This window comes from Phytobacter cepae, from assembly GCF_054165735.1.
In genome coordinates this window covers 3,479,240-3,498,551 of record NZ_CM135107.1, presented here as the reverse complement: position 1 = coordinate 3,498,551, position 19,312 = coordinate 3,479,240, and the positions used below count along the sequence as shown (strand labels likewise).

The following is a 19,312-nucleotide window of genomic DNA, read 5'->3' as shown; positions in this document are numbered from 1 at the left end:
TAACCCGAAACGAGACTTAACAACACCCTTTGGAGAAGCCCCATGGCTCACCACCCACGCTGGACACTGTCGCAGGTCACTGAACTGTTTCAAAAACCCTTTCTTGAATTACTGTTCGAGGCGCAGACCGTGCACCGTCAACACTTCGACCCACGTCAGGTGCAGGTCAGTACGTTGTTGTCGATCAAAACCGGTGCCTGCCCGGAAGACTGTAAATACTGCCCGCAGAGTGCCCGCTATAAGACCGGGCTGGAAGCCGAACGCCTGATGGAGGTGGATCAGGTTCTGGACTCTGCACGCAAAGCCAAAAATGCCGGATCAACGCGCTTCTGCATGGGGGCGGCCTGGAAAAACCCGCACGATCGCGATATGCCCTACCTGGAGCAGATGGTCGAAGGGGTAAAAGCCATGGGCCTGGAAGCCTGTATGACGCTCGGTACACTTAGCGAAACCCAGGCCCAGCGTCTCGCCACTGCCGGGCTGGATTACTACAACCATAACCTCGACACCTCGCCGGAATTCTACGGCAACATCATCACCACTCGCAGCTATCAGGAGCGACTCGATACGTTGGGAAAAGTGCGTGATGCGGGGATTAAAGTCTGTTCTGGCGGTATCGTCGGGTTGGGCGAGACGGTTAAAGACCGCGCCGGATTGCTGCTGCAACTGGCTAATCTGCCTGTTCCGCCGGAAAGTGTGCCGATCAACATGCTGGTGAAGGTAAAGGGAACGCCGCTCGCTGAAACCGAAGACGTCGACGCCTTCGATTTTATCCGCACCATCGCGGTAGCGCGCATCATGATGCCAACCTCCCATGTGCGTCTCTCTGCCGGGCGTGAACAGATGAACGAGCAGACGCAGGCGATGTGCTTTATGGCCGGGGCTAACTCTATTTTCTACGGCTGCAAACTGTTGACCACGCCAAACCCGGAAGAGGACAAAGACGTTCAGCTGTTCCGTAAACTGGGGCTGAATCCTCAGCAGACGGAGGTGCAGACGGGCGATAACGAACAGCAACATCAGCTGGAGCAGCAACTGTTGCACGCTGACACCGACCAGTATTACAACGCGGCCACCGCATGAGCTGGCAGCAGCGCATCGACAGGGCTCTTGCGTCCCGTCGAGAAAACAACACCTTTCGTCGCCGTCAGTGCGTAACCCAGGGCGCGGGGCGCTGGCTGGTGCAGGGTGAGCGCCGTTACCTTAACTTTTCCAGCAATGACTATCTGGGGCTCAGCCAGCACCCGGCGGTGATTCGTGCCTGGCAACAGGGGGCAGAACAATACGGGGTGGGCAGTGGCGGCTCGGGGCATGTGAGTGGGTACACCGCGGCGCACGGCGAGCTTGAAGAGGCGCTGGCTAACTGGTTGGGCTACCCGCGTGCGCTGCTGTTTATTTCCGGCTTTGCCGCCAACCAGGCGGTGATCGCCGCCCTGATGGCAAAAGAGGACCGCATTGTGGCCGACAGGCTCAGTCACGCCTCGTTACTGGAGGCGGCGGATCTCAGCCCGGCACAGTTACGCCGATTCCAGCATAACGACGCTGCGCACCTGGCAACCCTGCTGGCAAAACCGATAGCCGGTGAGCAACTGGTCGTCACCGAAGGCATTTTCAGTATGGACGGTGACGCGGCCCCGCTGGCCGACCTGCATGCGGCCACGCAGAAAGCCAACGGCTGGTTGCTGGTCGACGATGCGCACGGTATTGGCGTCTGGGGGCAAGAGGGGCGCGGCAGTTGCCATGCGCAACAGGTCACGCCAGATATTCTGATTGTCACCTTTGGCAAAGGCGTGGGACTGAGCGGGGCGGCGGTGCTATGCCGCGAGTCTGTCGCCAATTACTTCGTGCAGTTTGCCCGCCACCTGATTTACAGCACCGCGATGCCACCGGCGCAGGCGGTGGCACTCCTGGCATCACTTAATGTGATTCGGGGTGCAGAAGGGGACGAACGCCGTGAAAAGCTCGCCGCCCGGGTGGCGCAGTTTCGTGCCGGGGCAGCGTTACTGGAGGCGCAACTGACCGCATCTCACAGTGCCATCCAGCCGCTCATCGTCGGCGAGAATAGCCGGGCGCTGACACTGGCTGCTACCCTGCGCGAGCGGGGATGCTGGGTGACCGCGATTCGTCCGCCCACCGTGCCTGCGGGTACGGCCCGACTTCGACTTACCCTGACTGCGGCCCATGAGCCTGCCGATATCAGCCAGTTGCTGGAGGTGCTCAATGACGCCCGTGAATAAGCAGGCAGTGGCCCATGCCTTTGGTCGCGCGGCACAGCATTACCGGCAGCACGACGGGTTGCAGCGGCAAAGCGCGGAATTACTGCTGGCACGGCTGGGGGACGTTTCTGCACGTCATGTGCTGGACGCCGGATGTGGTCCGGGCGCGATGGGGCACCACTGGCAGCAGCGAGGGGCGCTGGTCACCGCGTTAGATCTCAGCGCCAGCATGTTGAGTGAGGCACGCCAGCAGCAGGCGGCGCATCACTATGTGCAGGGTGATATTGAAGCCATGCCGCTGCCGGACGACGCGTTTTGTCTGGCGTGGAGCAACCTGGCCGTCCAGTGGTGCGACTCGCTGCCCCAGGCTTTACATGAACTCTATCGGGTCGTCCGTCCCGGTGGGCACATTGCTTTCACGACTCTCGTACAGGGGTCGTTACCGGAGCTGAGTCAGGCCTGGCGGGCGGTGGATACTGCACCCCATGCCAACCGGTTTTTATCGGCAGCGCAGATTGGCGCCGCGCTGGCGGGCTGGCGGTATCAGGCCGGCGTGGAGACCCTCACCTTGTATTTTGATGATGCGGCGGGCGCAATGCGCTCTCTGAAAGGCATTGGGGCGACGCATCTGCATGCCGGGCGCACCTCAGGATTAACGCGTGGAAAATTGCAGCAACTTCAGCACGCGTGGCCACAACAGAACGGGATGTGCCCGCTCAGTTATCAACTATTTTGGGGAATTATCAGTCGTGACTGAACGTTATTTCGTTACCGGGACAGACACCGAAGTGGGGAAAACCGTCGCCAGCTGCGCGCTGCTCCAGGCCGCCGCTCAGTTGGGATGGCGCACTGCAGGCTACAAACCTGTGGCGTCGGGCAGTGAAATGACCGCTGAGGGACTGCGCAACAGCGATGCCCTGGCGCTTCAGCGCAACAGCACTGTGTCGCTACCCTATAACGTGGTGAATCCCTGGACCTTTGCGGAGCCGACCTCGCCACACATCGTCAGCGCCGCAACCGGCACGCCCATTTTAGCGCAAGGGATGTCTGACGGGCTGCGTCATCTGGAAGCACAGGCCCAATGGGTGCTGGTGGAAGGGGCAGGAGGCTGGTTTACGCCGTTAGCAGACCATTTTACCTTTGCAGATTGGGTGGTCACTGAGCAGCTGCCGGTTATTCTGGTGGTGGGCGTGAAGCTGGGTTGTATCAACCACGCGATACTGACGGCACTGGCGATTGAACAGGCTGGATTAACGCTGGCGGGATGGATTGCAAATGACGTTCAGCCACCGGGGCGTCGTCATCAAGAGTACATTGCGACCCTGCGGCGCGTGATTAAAGCCCCGATGATTGGGGAGATCCCCTGGCTTTCACACGCGCCGGATGAGGCAAATAACGGTCATTATCTCAATCTCAACGTACTGACTCCGGCGTCATCCAGTGCGCCAGAAGTCCGTCATCCAGTTGCCTGACGTCTCCCTGGGCGACATTGCGTCCGCGATGTAGCAAACAGAAACGATCGGTGACCCGACGAATAAAATTCAAATGTTGTTCAGCCAGCAGGAAGGTCATACCCAAATCCTGATTCAGGCGGACGATAATGTTGCCGAGCTTATGAATAAATGCCTGGCCCTGACCCCGGGTCGGTTCGTCGAGTATCAGCAATCGCGGGCGGGTTATCACCGCTCGCGCCATCGCCAGTTGATACTGATTATCTTCCGATAACCCTGCCGCTTTACTCTGACGGAACGCATAAAGATCGGGAAACAGGTCATATATCTCGCTGCTGACGGCATTGCGGGGGGCGGAGCCTGCCAGCAGAGCTATGTGCAGATTCTCTTCCACCGAAAGCTGGGAGAAGAGCCGCCTGTCCTGAGGAACATAGCCAATCCCCATCGCGCTGCGATGTTCAGCCTGTAACGGCAGCATGTTCTGCGGGGGGCCGCTGGTGTCCTGCCACACCATACTGCCACTCTCGACGGGTATCACACCGATAATGCAGTTGATGAGCGTCGTTTTTCCCATGCCGGGCAGACCAATTACCGACGTACAGCTGCCGGGATGTAAATCGAGGTCAACGTTCCACAAGGTGTGCTGACTACCATAAAATTGGTTCACTGAACGCAAACTCAACATAACCTGCTCCTTTCTCGCTTTGCGGTTCTGTTAAATGTGCAAATGGCTTGCCAATATCACAAAAAAGTCTCGTTTTCAGAGTCCGCCGAACAAAGTGAGGGGGAAAACCAGATGCAGTGAAAACTACCGAAAAATCCTGCACATTGTCGGTGCCGTGGATGATGGCTTATGGTGCATCAGAATGGGTAAATGTGAGCACGATCGCACCGCACTTCTCCGTTTCGTTAGGCATAATTTTGCAAAAATAAGCGATAAAAATTTTTTCCGAGCCGGAAATCCGCAGTTGTTAACAATCTGTGGGCTGGCGGTGCATATGGCCTGGAATGAGTTATCCACTATTCCTGTGGATAACCTTGTGCATTAGAGTTAGAAAAAGTGCGACAAGCGAGTAAATACGCGGCTTGCGCCTGAATTGATGCGAAACGCGGCTTTTTGCAAAAGTTGTTTATTTTCAGCTAATTAAATAAAAGCAATGGCTGTAAGAAAAGTGTCACCCGCTGCCACAAAACTTTCATCACCTCCCTTGACAAATGTTAAAAAACGAAATGTTCTGGGGATAACCCGCATGGGCAGCTATTTTGTGCCGTCCTTGAACAGGTTACGGTGAGCAAACCCGGTAAACCTGCCTGCTAGTACAGATTCCTGTTTGCGCCACTGTTTTTACATCCAGTATTAATGATTGGCAAATCTCGTCGCGATGGTTAAAATTACTTTCCTCCCCGCTCACTCCTTCATCAGGTCGCTGTCATGAGTAAACCGATAAAACTGCATTCCGCTTTTCGCCCTTCTGGCGATCAGCCCGAGGCTATTCGCCGCCTCAAAGAAGGCCTGGAAGATGGGCTGGCGCATCAGACCCTGCTGGGTGTGACCGGTTCGGGTAAAACATTCACCGTCGCCAATGTGATTGCAGATCTGCAGCGTCCAACGATGGTTCTGGCACCGAATAAGACGCTTGCCGCTCAGCTGTACGGCGAAATGAAAGAGTTTTTCCCGGAAAACGCGGTGGAGTATTTTGTTTCGTATTACGACTACTATCAGCCGGAAGCCTATGTGCCGAGTTCAGATACCTTCATTGAGAAAGATGCCTCGGTAAACGAGCACATTGAGCAGATGCGTCTGTCGGCCACCAAAGCCCTGCTTGAGCGCCGGGACGTAATTGTGGTGGCCTCTGTCTCTGCCATTTACGGTCTGGGTGACCCGGATTTGTACCTGAAGATGATGCTGCATCTGACTAACGGCATGATTATCGATCAGCGCGCCATTCTGCGTCGGCTGGCGGAGCTACAATATACCCGCAACGATCAGGCTTTTCAGCGCGGCACCTTCCGTGTGCGCGGCGAAGTGATTGACATCTTCCCGGCGGAGTCTGATGACATTGCGCTGCGTGTGGAGCTGTTTGATGAAGAGGTGGAGCGACTGTCATTGTTCGACCCGCTAACGGGTCATGTGGAGTCCGTGATTCCGCGCTTTACCGTCTACCCTAAAACTCACTACGTTACCCCGCGTGAACGTATTGTGCAGGCGATGGAAGAGATTAAAGACGAGCTGGCGGTGCGGCGTAAATCGCTGATGGACAACAACAAGCTTCTGGAAGAGCAGCGGCTGACCCAGCGTACCCAGTTCGATCTGGAGATGATGAACGAGCTGGGCTACTGCTCGGGCATTGAAAACTATTCGCGCTACCTCTCCGGGCGAGGGCCGGGTGAAGCACCGCCGACGCTGTTTGATTACCTGCCCGCCGATGGCCTGCTGGTGATTGACGAGTCCCACGTCACCATCCCGCAAATTGGCGGTATGTTCAAAGGCGACAGGGCGCGTAAAGAGACGCTGGTGGAGTACGGCTTCCGCCTGCCGTCCGCACTGGACAACCGTCCGCTGCGCTTTGAAGAGTTTGAAGCTCTGGCGCCGCAGACCATCTATGTTTCAGCCACACCCGGTAAATATGAGCTGGAAAAATCAGGTGAAGACGTCATTGACCAGGTGGTGCGTCCTACGGGCCTGCTTGATCCCATTATTGAAGTGCGCCCGGTGGCGACCCAGGTTGACGATCTGCTTTCGGAAATCCGCAAGCGTTCCACCATCAACGAGCGCGTTCTGGTGACCACCTTAACCAAACGGATGGCGGAAGATTTAACCGAGTATCTGGAAGAGCATGGCGAGAAGGTGCGTTATCTTCACTCCGATATCGATACCGTCGAACGTATGGAAATTATTCGCGATTTGCGCCTGGGCGAGTTTGACGTGTTGGTCGGCATCAACTTGCTGCGTGAGGGGCTGGATATGCCAGAAGTCTCCCTGGTAGCGATTCTTGACGCCGATAAAGAGGGCTTCCTGCGTTCTGAGCGTTCGCTGATTCAGACCATTGGCCGTGCGGCGCGAAACATCAACGGCAAAGCCATTTTGTACGGTGACAAAATCACGCCGTCGATGGCAAAAGCCATTGACGAAACCGAACGTCGCCGTGAGAAACAGCAGAAGTACAACGAAGAGAATGGCATCACGCCTCAGGGCCTGAATAAGAAAGTGGTCGACATTCTGAGCCTCGGGGAAAATCTGGCGAAAACCAAAGCCAAAGGGCGTGGCAAGTCACGGACACCGGCGCAGGCGGAAGCCGCAGAAATGGCGTTATCGCCGAAAGCGTTGCAGCAAAAAATTCAGGAGATTGAAGGGCAGATGATGCAACATGCGCAGAATCTTGAATTTGAAGAGGCGGCAAAATGTCGTGACAAGCTGCATCAATTGCGGGAACTTTTTATCGCCGTCTCATAATATGAAGCCCGTCACGAATGCGTGAACGGGCCTTAATGTTGGCTTAATGTTGTTCCGATACCCTCTTCAGTCATATTCAGGAGGGTCCGCCATGCAAAAAGAACAACTCTATCAGTACCTGGCTATTGCGCTGTCTATGGCGATTGTCATCGCCTTCAGTCACAGCTGGGTTCTTAGCTACTAAGCACGCGCTTAACGTATAATCGGTTTGAATTTCACCCATGCCCGTACCCCGGGCGTGGGTTGTCTGTTTTGCAGGAAAAATTGCGCATCATGAAGCTGGGCAATCCGGGTGACGATACTGAGCCCCAGACCGGCCCCACCATAGCGACTGTCCATGCGTACAAAGGCTTTGCTGAGCTCACCGCTGCGCGATTCATCAATGCCGGGACCTTCATCTTCCACCGCCAGCACCGGCACGTCTCCGTCCTCAATACAGAGGCGAATTGTCGACCCTGTCGGGCTGTAACGGTGGGCGTTTTCCACCAGATTTCTCACCAGCACGCGCAACAGCGTGGCATCCCCGGCGACCGCCACGTCCCGATTGCTTTCGGGCAGAAGCAGAACCTGTTCTCTTTCCGCCAGCATGGCGTCAAGCTGGCCCCAGACGGGGAGTACCACGTCCGCCATCAGCATCACCTGCTGATAGCTTCCCGCTGAAAATGACTGGCCTACGCGGGCAAGCTGCAGCAGCTGGGCGATATTTTCGGTCATCTGATCGAGTCGCTGAATCAGCGGCGCGACCTGAATATCGTGGGTTTTGGCCATCAACTCCAGATGCAGACGTAGCCCGGCAAGCGGGGTGCGAAGCTCATGGGCGACATCGGCGGTAAACAGCCTTTCGCGATCCAGCGTCACCGTCAGCCGCTCCACCAGTTGATTGATAGCCGATTCCACCGCCTGCACTTCAGGTACCGAGTTGTTCAGCGCAATCGGTTCGAGATTATCAGGCGTGCGGGCATCCAGCTCTCGCTGGAGCTCAGACAGCGGGCGCAGGATCATCTTGATAGCCTGTAAGCAAATTAACAGCGCCAGGCCGATAATCAACAAACTGGGCACCAGCAAGCTGGCAACAGCCTCATGCACTTCGTGCTGGATGTGCTTGTGGTTGTTATGGTTGTGCACGGCACTTTCTACCAGCAGTTGGATTTGCTCTTTGCTTTCATGCCACAGCCAGAACACGCTCACCAGCTGGCATAACACCAGTATCACGCCGATGGTCAGGACCAGCCGGCGGCGCATGGTCCAGCCTTTGAAATTCATTCTCACCCCACCTGATCCTGTTTTTCTGCGTTGACCAGCATATAGCCGTAACCGCGAACGGTGCGGATACGCGCTTTACCAATTTTGTCGCGCAGGTTGTGGATATGCACTTCCAGCGTATTGGTGGCCGGCTCGTTATCCCAACTGTAAATATCATTGTAGAGAATTTCGCGGTGCACCGGACTGCCGGCTTTTAGCATCAGGCGAGAGAGCAGGGCATACTCTTTTGGCGTCAGTTCCACCTGATTTCCCCCGCGCCAGACCTGCCGGCGAGAGACGTTAAGCGTCAGGTCACCGTTGATGATTTCGTTGTCGCCCTGGTTGTTATGCCGGCGCAGGAGCGCCCGGATACGGGCGTTAAGCTCTTCAAGCGCGAAGGGTTTTACCAGGTAGTCATCGGCCCCCGTATCAAGCCCCGAGATGCGATCGCCAAGCGTGTCGCGGGCGGTCAGAATCAACACCGGCAGGCTGTATTTTTCCCGGCGCACGCGCTGTAAGAAATGCAGGCCGTCTTCATCGGGCAGGCCTAAATCCAGTACCATCAGGCTGTAATGACCGGTCGCCAGGCTTAAGCCTGCCTCATGCGCGGTCGAGACGCCATCGCAGACATAGCCTTCGCTTTGCATGGCCAGCATCAGCCCCTGTAGCAGCAGCGCATCATCTTCTACGATCAGAATTTTCATTTCGGCTCTCCACGGCAGGCGGTCAAAATATCATCTTGCGCACGGTATTCTTTGGTCTCCACACCGGTTAACCCCAGCATGGTAGAAAAGAGATTATCCTGCGACACATTTTTCTGTTGGGCTTCTTTTTGCAAACACTGGCTGCTGACGCCATAGCGTTTCTGATAATCATCAGACAACCAGATTAAAAAAGGCACATGCTTTTGGCTCTCAGGGGCAATGGAGTAAGGCAGCCCGTGCAGATAGACACCGTTCTCGCCCAGCGACTCCCCATGATCGGAAAGGTAAACCAGACTGGTGGTGAAGTTATCCTGTTTGCTTTGCAGTAATTTAATCGCTTTATCGACGATATAATCCACATACACAATGGTGTTGTCGTAGGTATTAACCAACTGCTGCTGGCTACAGGTCTGAATCTGGTTCGTATCACAGGTCGGCGTGAATTTACGGAAGGCGGCCGGGTAACGGTTATAGTAGGTCGGCCCGTGGCTGCCAATGGTATGTAATACGATGACGCCATCATGCTGCAGGTGATTGATATAATCCTCAAGCTGGTGGAACAGTACCTCATCCACGCATTCGCCCTCGATACACTGGCCCGGCAGATTCAGTTTGGTCACATCCTGATTGGGTACGCGATCGCAGGCCCCCTTGCAGCCACCGTCATTATCATTCCAGAGCACCTGCAGCCCGGCACGCTGAATAATATCCAGTAAACCCTCCTGATGGTGCGCTAAGGCTTCGTCATAGTGGGCGCGTGGCATGCCGGAGAACATGCACGGTACAGAGATGGCCGTCGCCGTGCCGCAGGAGGTCGTATTGGGGAAATAAGCCACATCGTCTTGTTTTAACAGCGGATTAGTTTCACGCGCATACCCCCCGAGCGAGAAGTCTTCCGCCCGCGAGGTTTCACCCAAAACGAGGATGGTGAGGTTTTTACGCGGGCCTTGTTGCATCTGCGGGCGCTGTTTCGCATCTTCCCCAAGACGCAGCAGGGGCAGATTCGCCATGCTGTTGTGGCTATACCAGGACAACGATGCCGCAATGCTGTTAGAGGGGCTCAGCGATTTCACCAGTTCTTTATTATTGCGGAACAACGAGGCGTAATCTTTGTAAAACAATAGGGCAACGATCACGATAAGCAGGGCCGAAACGACCACGCTGATTAAACGTTTCCCCATGCTGCGCCAGACAGACATCGATGGTTTAACCCTGATCCACCAGGCCACCATCGTCATCAATACGCCCGTAAAGAACAGCACAATCATCATGCGGACTGACAGCAGGGCAAAACTTTCGGCGGGCGTGGTGTCGAGAATATTGGTAATCATTGAGCGGTCGATCACCACCCCAAAACTCATGATGAAATACTGCGAGGCTGCGCTCACCAGCACAAACAGGCTGATAACCAGACGGTCGAGGCGTAAGAACGAGGCGAGCGTAATCACAATGTTCATCACGCTAAACGCCACCACCGGCATCGACAAAAAGACCAGTGCGTTATGCAGTGAGTTGACCGGCAATAGGGCGAAGGCCTGGCGGTAAAAGGCGATGTTGAGCACCAGCGCAATGTAGAGCGCAAAAAAGAGGATAAAATTCAGGCGACTAAACGTGGGCCGACGCAAGAGAAATTCAGGCATGACAGGGATTCCTGGTGAAACAGTGCTGTCATGTTAGGTGGCGATGTTTAAGACAACCTTAAGAAATTAAGGAAGAGGGGAAAGCGGGCCGAAAAAGCCCGCAATGAGGTTAACCCAGGGTTTGCACCGCTTTTTCCAGCGCCATACGCAGCAGGTGACGGTCATGGCGATAGGGAATATCACTGGCCTCCAGCACATCCTGAATCACGACTTTGTCGCTGACAGCGGTGACATCTACGCCAGGGCCTACCACAACCGCATCAATAATGGGTTTACCCACGTACTGCTCCATAATGCTGAGTTTGTCTTTCAGCGTCAGGCTGGCGGCGGCCACGCTCAACTCTTTACCCAGATTATCGATATACACCACCGGTGCCGGGGTGCGTCTGAGCGCCTGCGAAAGGTCCTCAAGCAGCAGTAAGGGGAGCAGGCTGGTATAGAAACTGCCGGGCCCAATCAGGATTAAATCCGCTTCAGCAAGGGCCTGTACGGCCTCGCGGGTTGCGTGGACCCTGGGAAAAAGCATGAGCTCCTGAACCGGCGAATGGAGCTGATCAATATCCACTTCGCCATAGACCAGATTGCCTTCACTGTCCGTTGCCATTAAATCGACAGGTTGTTCGGACATGGGAATGAGAAATGCATCCACTTTTAATAAGTTTCGAATGATATTGATGGCTTCCAGAGGCCGCACGCTAAGGTGGTCCAGCGCCTTTAACATCAAATTTCCGAGGTTATGGCCTGAAAGTTCACCGTTACCGCTAAAACGGTACTCAAACATGGCCGAAGCGACGCTGGGTTCAGCAATTAACTGATTTAAACAGTTGCGCATATCTCCCCACGCAATGCCGCCTTCTGAGCGGCGGATACGCCCGGTCGACCCGCCGTTATCCGTGGTGGTAACAATGCCCGTCAGCCTGGAGCCGAGAGACGATAACGAAGACATCACCCGCCCGAGGCCGTGTCCACCGCCGAGTGCGACCACCCGGTCGAGGTCAGCAAGAGTGCGATTACGCATAGAAATCCTTGAGATAAAATTACCCTGTTACGTTAGCGCATCTACCACCAAATGACGATGCCACAGCGGGAGGAAAATGACGCATATCAAAGCAAAAGCATGATTTTCACGTACTCTATACCGAAAATGCACGATTAACTCGTTATATATAAAATTATATAGCGATATTTAGGATGGCGAAGGGAAAAGGTTCGCGCTACTATCGCCGTAACGCTATGTTAGCGTTGCATACAACATACACTCTAGCCTCTGTGCCTACGTCTGACGATACGGCATTTTGGCCGTGGCAATACCACCCGGTATTTGCCGCCAGGGTGCAGGAAGAAATGACTGCATCTCCCGTATTTGGAAAGGTGTACATGGCCACACAACTTACTGACACGTTCGCGCGTAAGTTTTTTTATTTACGTCTGTCGATCACCGATGTGTGCAATTTTCGTTGCACATACTGCCTCCCGGATGGCTACAAGCCCGGCGGCGTTACCAATAAAGGTTTTCTCAGTCTTGAGGAAATTCGCCGCGTCACGCGCGCCTTTTCCGCCATGGGCACCGAAAAAGTCCGTCTGACCGGTGGCGAACCCTCCTTGCGTCGCGACTTCACCGACATCATTGCCGCCGTGCGCGAAAATCAGAATATCCGTCAGATTGCGGTGACCACCAATGGTTATCGTCTGGCGCGTGACGTTGCAAACTGGCGTGACGCCGGACTCACGGCACTGAACGTCAGCGTCGACAGCCTCGATGCGCGGCAATTTCACGCGATTACCGGGCAGGACAAATTCCGTCAGGTGATGGACGGTATTGATGCCGCCTTCGCCGCCGGTTTCGAAAAAGTGAAAGTGAATACCGTGCTGATGCGTGATGTCAATCATCACCAGCTCGACACCTTTCTTGCGTGGATCCAACCCCGCCGCATTCAACTGCGTTTTATTGAACTGATGGAGACGGGTGAGGGGAGCGAGCTGTTTCGCAAACATCACCTCTCCGGCACGGTCCTGCGTGATGAACTGCTGCGCCGTGGCTGGATTCGCCAGCTAAGCCAGCGCAGCGATGGCCCGGCGCAGGTGTTCTGCCACCCGGACTACGCCGGAGAAATCGGCCTTATCATGCCCTATGAAAAAGATTTCTGTGCCACCTGCAACCGCCTGCGCGTCTCATCGACAGGTAAGTTGCACCTGTGTCTGTTTGGCGACGGCGGCGTAAATCTGCGCGACCTGTTGCAGGAAGACCATCAGCAGGCGGCGCTGGAAACACGCATCACTGAAGCGCTGGGGCATAAAAAGCAGACCCATTTCCTGCATCAGGGCCATACCGGTATTACGCAAAACCTTTCTTACATTGGCGGGTAAAAGTCATAAGGAGATAGTGAATGAGTCAGGTCAGCGCAGAGTTTGTTGCAACCCGTATCGCGATTCTTACCGTGTCCAGTCGTCGTGGTGAAGACGATGACACCGCCGGGCACTGGCTGCGCGACGCAGCTGAGGAAAGTGGTCACCATGTTGTGGCGAAAGCCATCGTAAAAGAGAACCGTTATGCCATTCGCGCCCAGGTATCGGCCTGGATAGCAAGCGACGATGTGCAGGTCGTGCTGGTCAACGGTGGCACCGGTTTTACCGAGGGTGATCAAACCCCTGAAGCTTTACTGCCGCTGTTCGATCGTGAAATCGAAGGCTTTGGCGAAGTGTTCCGTATGCTCTCCTTCGAAGAGATAGGCACCTCAACGCTGCAATCTCGCGCACTGGCGGGGATGGCGAATCACACGTTGATTTTTGCCATGCCCGGCTCGCCGAAAGCCTGCCGTACGGCCTGGGAACACATTATTGCCCCGCAACTGGATGCTCGCACCCGTCCCTGTAACTTCCACTCCCACATGAAGCCCTGAATGATGACACAACTGACCCATATCAATGCCGATGGCGAGGCGCACATGGTGGACGTGTCTGCCAAGGCGGAAACCGTACGCGAGGCCCGTGCCGAAGCCTTTGTTACCATGCTCCCCACGACGCTTGCGATGATCCTTGATGGCAGCCACCATAAAGGTGATGTGTTTGCCACCGCCCGTATCGCCGGGATTCAGGCGGCGAAACGCACCTGGGATTTGATTCCACTCTGCCACCCCTTGCTGCTCAGCAAAGTGGAAGTGCAACTGGAGGCGCAGCCTGAACATAACCGCGTGCGTATTGAGTCGGTCTGTCGTCTGAGCGGCAAAACCGGCGTCGAGATGGAAGCCCTGACCGCTGCCTCCGTTGCGGCACTGACCATTTACGATATGTGCAAAGCCGTCCAGAAAGACATGGTCATCGGGCCGGTCAGACTGCTGGCAAAAAGCGGCGGCAAATCCGGTGATTTCAAGGTAGAGAGCCATGATTAAGATACTGTTTTTTGCGCAGGTGCGTGAACTGACCGGCTGTGACCAACTGACGCTGGAGAGTGCATTTACCAGCGTCGAGTCCATCCGTCATCATCTGGCGCAACAGAGCGACCGCTGGGCGCTGGCGCTGGAAGAGGGCAAGCTGCTGGCGGCCGTCAATCAAACGCTGGTGAGTTTCGACACCCCGGTAGCAGATGGCGATGAAGTGGCCTTTTTCCCACCGGTGACCGGAGGCTGAGGATGACACTGACACGCATTCTGGTAGGCACTGCCCCGTTTAACGTCGGCGAGGAGTATCACTGGCTGGCGCAGGGGGATGAAGACGGCGCCGTGGTGACCTTTACCGGCAAAGTCCGCAATCACAATCTGGGCGACAGCGTGAGTGCATTGACGCTTGAGCACTACCCCGGCATGACGGAAAAATCGCTCACTGCTATCGTTGAAGAGGCGCGCGAACGCTGGTCGCTGGGACGCGTCACCGTGATACATCGGGTGGGCGAACTCTGGCCTGGCGATGATATTGTTTTTGTTGGCGTCACCAGCGCCCATCGCAGCAGCGCCTTCGACGCCGGGCAGTTCATTATGGATCACTTAAAGACCCGTGCGCCGTTCTGGAAACGTGAAGCGACGCCGGAGGGCGACCGCTGGGTGGAAGCGCGGGACAGTGACCAGCAGGCGGCACAGCGCTGGTAACGTTTTACCCCGAATGTGTTAGGCTTAAAGCGAGTTATCCCATCAATCAGGAGCGATTTATGGACCGATTTCCGCGATCCGATTCAATAGTCTCATCCGCCCGCACCGGCCTGCAAACCTACATGGCCCAGGTCTACGGCTGGATGACCTGCGGCCTGTTACTGACCGCATTTGTGGCAGGTTATGCCGCCAGTAACGAAAACATCATGGCCCTTGTGTTCTCAAGCCAGATCACCTTCTTTGGCTTGATCATTGCCCAACTGGCGCTGGTGTTTGTGCTTTCGGGCATGATTCATCGGTTAAGTGCAGGGGTCGCCACCACGCTGTTCATGCTGTATTCCGCGCTGACCGGGCTGACGCTCTCCAGCATTCTGTATATCTACACTGCCGAATCGATTGCCGCGACCTTCGTGGTCACCGCCGGGATGTTTGGTGCCATGAGCCTTTACGGTTACACCACCAAACGCGATCTCAGCGGATTTGGCAATATGCTGTTTATGGCGCTGATTGGCATCATTCTGGCATCGCTGGTTAACTTCTGGCTGAAAAGCGAGACCCTGATGTGGGTCGTGACCTATGTGGGTGTGATCGTATTTGTTGGCCTGACCGCTTACGACACCCAGAAGCTGAAAAATATCGGTTCGCAAATCGATGTGCAGGATAAATCCACCCTGCGCAAATATTCGATTTTAGGTGCGTTAACGCTCTATCTGGACTTTATCAACCTGTTCCTGATGCTGCTGCGTATCTTTGGCAACCGACGTTAAAAGAGACCTTCCACCCGGCTGCGGCCGGGTTTTTTACAGGATGATGTGATGATTTCCACGGGATGGATAACTCCGCCACCGATTTATCCGCGCGAAGTGACCACACGCCTTTCGCTGTGGCTTGTACTCAGCATGGCATTGAGTGCCGCCACGGCCTGGCTCGCGCTTAGCCAGACCTTTTTCCGTGAGCAGGTTGCGGGCAGTGGTTACATCGTATTGTTTGTGGTTCTCTGGCTGGGCAGTGGGCTCATTCTTAGACGTTTCGTGCCTCGCTTTACTGCCTTAATGGCCTTCAGCGTGCTTGTGACCATGAGCCTGCTAACGGGCCTGTTGAGCGCCAGCATCTTCCCGTTACACGCGGCTTTACTGGCCTTTGGATTGACCGGCGGTATGTATGCCAGCGGTGCCGTTTTAGCACGCTTTACCTCAGGTAAACGTTATTATTTTCTGCTGTTAGTGAGCGGTGTGGGGCTTTCGATACTGGTTAATATCGTCACCCATAGCAGTGGCTGGCGATGGGTAGGCACCAGCGCATTTCTCCTGCTTTTTTTGCTGGCGAGCGCCAGTAAAAGTGCAGAGGTTCAGGCCGATGCGCGTTCACTGTATGCCCGGGATTATGTTACTACCCAATCTTGCGCCCTCCGTGGCGCACTGACGGTATGGCTGGGTTTGATTACGATGCTGGTTGACCTGCTGCGTGTGCTGGTGGACTGGCTTTCCAGCATGACGCACGGCGGCTCCTTACATTAGAGCTCTCAGCTTTTAGCCATGGCCTTCTCATTTTTAGCGCGCAATTTTTTTGCCCGCCCTTCCAGCATCAGATAGGCAATCAGCGCCAGCAGGAGTGGGATGAAATAGTAGAGCACGCGATAGGCCAGCAGGGCGGCAATGATAACGCCCTGTGACGTATGCTCTCCGGCCAGCAGCGCCAGGAATACCGCTTCCAGAACGCCAATCCCGGCGGGGATATGCACAATCACGCCGGCGATACTGCTCACCAGTAACACACCCAGCACAAAGAAGAAGTTGGCCTGTTGACCTAACAGCAGCCAGATAATCACCCCCATCGCTATCCAGTTGGCGCTGGAAATCGCCATCTGGGCGAGGGCAAATTTCCACGAGGGAATCACTAACTTCTGCCCTTTAATGGTGAAATGGCGACGTTTCGCAAACCCACACGCCCACAGATAGAAAGCAATAAACAGCAGCAGCACCACGCCAATAATGCGCAGGGTGGTATCGGAGATATACCAGTGCGCCGGAATATCCACCACGCCAAAGGTAAAGATAATGCCACCAAGCAAAATGTAACCCAGCCAGTTAGTGGTAATACTGAGCGAGAAAATGCGCGTGATTGTACTGCTCGGCAACCCCAGGCGGGAATAGAGGCGATAACGCATGCCAATACCGCCGACCCAGGTGCTCAGCGTCAGGTTGAAGGCGTAACAAATAAACGACACCAGCATCACCTGGCGTTTAGCCAGTTTATGCCCGCAATAGGCGCGTCCCAGCAGGTCGTAGCAGCCGTAAATTAAATAGCTCACCACCACCAGGGCAGCGGCACCGAACAGCACGCTACGGTTGTAGTCGCGAATAACTTTCCCCACATCTTCCCAGTCGACCTTTTGCGCGTACAGCACCAGCAGCACGGCGACGGCGATGAAAAAGAGCCAGGTGAGGATTTTTTTGGCCAGCCGCCAACGTGAATGTGATTTCGCCATCAGAGTTTCACCTCCGAATTTTCAGGCGTGAGGCGATCCTGGGTCTCCATCTCAGGCTGAACGGGCGGTTCCACCTGCGCCAGCTTTGGCGTGTGGGCAGGCAGCCAGCCGACTAACGCGGGAAAGTGGCGCAGGAAGTGGAACACTACCACCCCCTTTGCCAGATTCCACCAGGTGCGTTTGGGGGCCATTGATTCATCCACGCGCTGACAATCGCGGGCGATAATCCCCGCCAGATTCTCCCGCAGCGTGTGATTAAATTCCCTGTCGTGAATAATCAGATTAGCCTCCAGGTTCAGCGAAAGGCTGAGTGGGTCGAGATTGCTTGACCCTACCGTTGCCCAGTGATCGTCCATCACGGCCACTTTGCCGTGCAGCGGACGGCGGCGGTATTCATAAACCTGCACGCCGCCTTTAAGCAGGTAGTTATAGAGCAGCTCCGCCCCAACTTTCACAATCGGCATGTCCGGCTCGCCCTGCACAATCAGTTTTACCTGTACGCCCCGGCGGGCCGCGTTTTTCATCGCGTGCAGCAGCCGGTAGCCAGGGAAGAAATAGGCGTTAGCGATAATCACTTCCCGCTTCGCATTGGCCAGCATTTTCAGGTAGTGGCGCTCAATATCATCACGGTGATCGTCGTTGTCTCGCCAGACGAACAGCGCCTGGGCTTCACCGGGCGTACGGTTATCTTCCGCCTGATGACGGCGGCGTTGCCACCAGCGTCGGACCGGCGCGTTTTCGGGCAAATTTTCCACTTCAAATTGCAGAATGTCGGCCACCACCGGGCCTTCAACCCGGACGGCATAATCCTGCTTGGCTTCGGGACCGTAGCTGGTGACATGCTCTGCTGAGTAATTGATCCCGCCGACAAACGCGACGGTATTGTCGATGACGACGATTTTGCGGTGCATCCGGCGGAACACATTGGTCCGCATACCCAGCAGGCGAGGGCGCGGATCGTAATAGCGGAAGACCACGCCTGCGGCAGTCAATTCGTTCACAAAGGCATCGCTAAGATCTGGCGAGCCGTAACCGTCTAATAAGACTTCAATGTTGACGCCACGCTTCGCCGCCTTCAGCAACACCGCGTGCAGCTCGCGACCCACTTCATCTTCAAACCAGATGAAGGATTCCAGAATAACTTTCTGCTTTGCCTGCCCGATGGCTTCATAGACCGCCGGGTAGTAGTTCTCACCATTTTCAAGCAACTGGATACGGTTGCCTTCTCGCCATGTGCATTTCATAAATGGATCTCCGCACTTAAAGGGGCATGGTCAGAGAGATGACGCCAGTTACGCAGCGGCAGCGCGGTGGGGGCGCTGGCGCTGGCATTTTTCACATAGATTCTGTCGAGGCGCAGCAACGGCAGGCTAACCGGGAAGGTGCGCGCCGGGCGACCATGGGCACGGGTGAAAATTTCGTCCAGCCCAGCCTGGGTTTTGAGTTGATGATTGGCCCGTTGCCGCCAGTCATTGAAATCCCCGGCGACAATAACCGGCTCATGCTCCGGAAAGGCGTTAACCCATTCCGCGAGCATTGTGAGTTGGGCAGTCCGGTGCGCTTCACGCAAGCCCAGGTGCACACAAATGACATGCACCGGATGGTCGATTTCCGGCGGGACAATGCGACAATAGAGCAACCCACGCTTTTCGCTGCCATCCACCGACACATCGCGATTTTCATAATGCTCAATCGGGAAGCGAGAGAGCACCGCATTGCCATGATGGCCCTCAGGGTAAACGGCGTTGCGTCCGTAGGCGTAATCGCTCCACATGGTGTCGGCGAGAAACTCGTAATGCGTCGTGTCGGGCCAGTTCTCCACATGCAGCGGGTGCACTTCATGCGCACCCATCACTTCCTGTAGACAAACGATATCGGCGCTCACCGTACGCACGGCATCACGCAGCTCCGGCAAAATGAAGCGCCGGTTAAACGCAGTGAAGCCTTTGTGTGTATTAATGGTGAGCACGTTTAATGAAAATTGCCGGGTTATTTGTGTCATTTTTCTCCTGCCAGCGTCACTATCCCCATGAAA

20 protein-coding genes and 1 riboswitch are annotated in these 19,312 nt (G+C 55.4%); of the genes, 12 read left to right on the top strand and 8 right to left on the bottom strand.

The window, feature by feature from the left end; genetic code table 11:
- The first annotated feature begins 42 nt into the window (after positions 1 to 42).
- Genes bioB through bioD form a run of 4 tightly spaced genes read left to right on the top strand, consistent with a single transcriptional unit; the run spans position 43 to position 3,688 of the window.
- The gene (gene bioB / locus ACUY4Q_RS16405; protein WP_458043794.1) at positions 43 to 1,083 is read left to right on the top strand and encodes a biotin synthase BioB; all 1,041 of its coding nucleotides are present in this window, start codon (positions 43 to 45) and stop codon (positions 1,081 to 1,083) included.
- Positions 1,080 to 2,237, top strand: a complete 1,158-nt coding sequence (gene bioF / locus ACUY4Q_RS16400; protein WP_458043793.1) for an 8-amino-7-oxononanoate synthase — start codon at positions 1,080 to 1,082, stop codon at positions 2,235 to 2,237. Before bioB ends, bioF begins: the two co-directional genes overlap by 4 nt.
- Entirely contained in the window at positions 2,221 to 2,973 is a 753-nt protein-coding gene (bioC, locus tag ACUY4Q_RS16395) for a malonyl-ACP O-methyltransferase BioC (RefSeq protein ID WP_458043792.1), read from the top strand. The genes bioF and bioC overlap by 17 nt, the downstream gene beginning before the upstream one ends.
- Positions 2,966 to 3,688 carry a dethiobiotin synthase gene (gene bioD, locus ACUY4Q_RS16390; RefSeq protein WP_458043791.1) on the top strand — a complete coding sequence of 241 codons (723 nt, stop codon included), beginning with the start codon at positions 2,966 to 2,968 and terminating at the stop codon, positions 3,686 to 3,688. The genes bioC and bioD overlap by 8 nt, the downstream gene beginning before the upstream one ends.
- Here the strand turns inward: bioD and ACUY4Q_RS16385 are convergent.
- Positions 3,630 to 4,352, bottom strand: a complete 723-nt coding sequence (locus tag ACUY4Q_RS16385; protein WP_458043790.1) for an ABC transporter ATP-binding protein — start codon at positions 4,350 to 4,352, stop codon at positions 3,630 to 3,632. The two genes, bioD and ACUY4Q_RS16385, sit on opposite strands and share 59 nt — an antisense overlap.
- A 747-nt stretch (positions 4,353 to 5,099) precedes the next feature.
- Here ACUY4Q_RS16385 and uvrB point away from each other — a divergent pair.
- Positions 5,100 to 7,121, top strand: coding sequence for an excinuclease ABC subunit UvrB (uvrB, locus tag ACUY4Q_RS16380; protein WP_458043789.1), 2,022 nt, complete (start codon positions 5,100 to 5,102; stop codon positions 7,119 to 7,121).
- Between the two features lie 192 nt (positions 7,122 to 7,313).
- Here uvrB and pmrB read toward each other — a convergent pair whose 3' ends face one another.
- From pmrB to yvcK, 4 genes are all read right to left on the bottom strand, one after another.
- Positions 7,314 to 8,384 (bottom strand): two-component system sensor histidine kinase PmrB, encoded by a 1,071-nt coding sequence (gene pmrB / locus ACUY4Q_RS16375; RefSeq protein ID WP_458043788.1) that lies wholly within the window; start codon positions 8,382 to 8,384, stop codon positions 7,314 to 7,316.
- A gap of 2 nt (positions 8,385 to 8,386) precedes the next feature.
- Positions 8,387 to 9,067, bottom strand: a complete 681-nt coding sequence (gene pmrA / locus ACUY4Q_RS16370; RefSeq protein ID WP_458043787.1) for a two-component system response regulator PmrA — start codon at positions 9,065 to 9,067, stop codon at positions 8,387 to 8,389.
- Complete coding sequence (eptA, locus tag ACUY4Q_RS16365; RefSeq protein ID WP_458043786.1) at positions 9,064 to 10,707, bottom strand: phosphoethanolamine transferase EptA; 1,644 nt, start codon at positions 10,705 to 10,707, stop codon at positions 9,064 to 9,066. The genes pmrA and eptA overlap by 4 nt, the downstream gene beginning before the upstream one ends.
- A 109-nt stretch (positions 10,708 to 10,816) precedes the next feature.
- Positions 10,817 to 11,725: a uridine diphosphate-N-acetylglucosamine-binding protein YvcK gene (yvcK, locus tag ACUY4Q_RS16360; RefSeq protein WP_458043785.1), complete on the bottom strand. Its 909-nt coding sequence runs from the start codon at positions 11,723 to 11,725 to the stop codon at positions 10,817 to 10,819.
- A gap of 226 nt (positions 11,726 to 11,951) precedes the next feature.
- A riboswitch (molybdenum cofactor riboswitch) is annotated at positions 11,952 to 12,097 on the top strand.
- Here yvcK and moaA point away from each other — a divergent pair.
- From moaA to ACUY4Q_RS16325, 7 genes are all read left to right on the top strand, one after another.
- On the top strand, positions 12,085 to 13,074 hold the full coding sequence (gene moaA, locus ACUY4Q_RS16355) for a GTP 3',8-cyclase MoaA (RefSeq protein WP_458043784.1): 990 nt from the start codon (positions 12,085 to 12,087) through the stop codon (positions 13,072 to 13,074). Its footprint overlaps the riboswitch before it by 13 nt.
- A gap of 20 nt (positions 13,075 to 13,094) precedes the next feature.
- Positions 13,095 to 13,607, top strand: coding sequence for a molybdenum cofactor biosynthesis protein B (moaB, locus tag ACUY4Q_RS16350; RefSeq protein WP_458043783.1), 513 nt, complete (start codon positions 13,095 to 13,097; stop codon positions 13,605 to 13,607).
- A gap of 3 nt (positions 13,608 to 13,610) precedes the next feature.
- Positions 13,611 to 14,096, top strand: coding sequence for a cyclic pyranopterin monophosphate synthase MoaC (gene moaC, locus ACUY4Q_RS16345; RefSeq protein WP_458047368.1), 486 nt, complete (start codon positions 13,611 to 13,613; stop codon positions 14,094 to 14,096).
- Positions 14,089 to 14,334 (top strand): molybdopterin synthase sulfur carrier subunit, encoded by a 246-nt coding sequence (gene moaD, locus ACUY4Q_RS16340; protein WP_458043782.1) that lies wholly within the window; start codon positions 14,089 to 14,091, stop codon positions 14,332 to 14,334. The genes moaC and moaD overlap by 8 nt, the downstream gene beginning before the upstream one ends.
- 2 nt (positions 14,335 to 14,336) lie before the next feature.
- Positions 14,337 to 14,789 (top strand): molybdopterin synthase catalytic subunit MoaE, encoded by a 453-nt coding sequence (moaE, locus tag ACUY4Q_RS16335; RefSeq protein WP_458043781.1) that lies wholly within the window; start codon positions 14,337 to 14,339, stop codon positions 14,787 to 14,789.
- 59 nt (positions 14,790 to 14,848) lie between these two features.
- Complete coding sequence (locus tag ACUY4Q_RS16330) at positions 14,849 to 15,556, top strand: Bax inhibitor-1/YccA family protein (RefSeq protein ID WP_458043780.1); 708 nt, start codon at positions 14,849 to 14,851, stop codon at positions 15,554 to 15,556.
- Positions 15,557 to 15,604: 48 nt separating this feature from the next.
- Positions 15,605 to 16,306 (top strand): Bax inhibitor-1 family protein, encoded by a 702-nt coding sequence (locus ACUY4Q_RS16325; RefSeq protein WP_458043779.1) that lies wholly within the window; start codon positions 15,605 to 15,607, stop codon positions 16,304 to 16,306.
- Positions 16,307 to 16,311: 5 nt separating this feature from the next.
- Here the strand turns inward: ACUY4Q_RS16325 and ACUY4Q_RS16320 are convergent, their stop codons facing one another.
- The 3 genes from ACUY4Q_RS16320 to ACUY4Q_RS16310 are packed head-to-tail and all read right to left on the bottom strand — an operon-like array spanning position 16,312 to position 19,279.
- The gene (locus tag ACUY4Q_RS16320) at positions 16,312 to 17,277 is read right to left on the bottom strand and encodes a lysylphosphatidylglycerol synthase domain-containing protein (RefSeq protein WP_458043778.1); all 966 of its coding nucleotides are present in this window, start codon (positions 17,275 to 17,277) and stop codon (positions 16,312 to 16,314) included.
- Positions 17,277 to 18,521, bottom strand: coding sequence for a cardiolipin synthase ClsB (gene clsB / locus ACUY4Q_RS16315; RefSeq protein WP_458043777.1), 1,245 nt, complete (start codon positions 18,519 to 18,521; stop codon positions 17,277 to 17,279). The genes ACUY4Q_RS16320 and clsB overlap by 1 nt, the downstream gene beginning before the upstream one ends.
- Entirely contained in the window at positions 18,518 to 19,279 is a 762-nt protein-coding gene (locus ACUY4Q_RS16310; protein ID WP_458043776.1) for an endonuclease/exonuclease/phosphatase family protein, read from the bottom strand. The genes clsB and ACUY4Q_RS16310 overlap by 4 nt, the downstream gene beginning before the upstream one ends.
- Positions 19,280 to 19,312 lie beyond the last annotated feature (33 nt).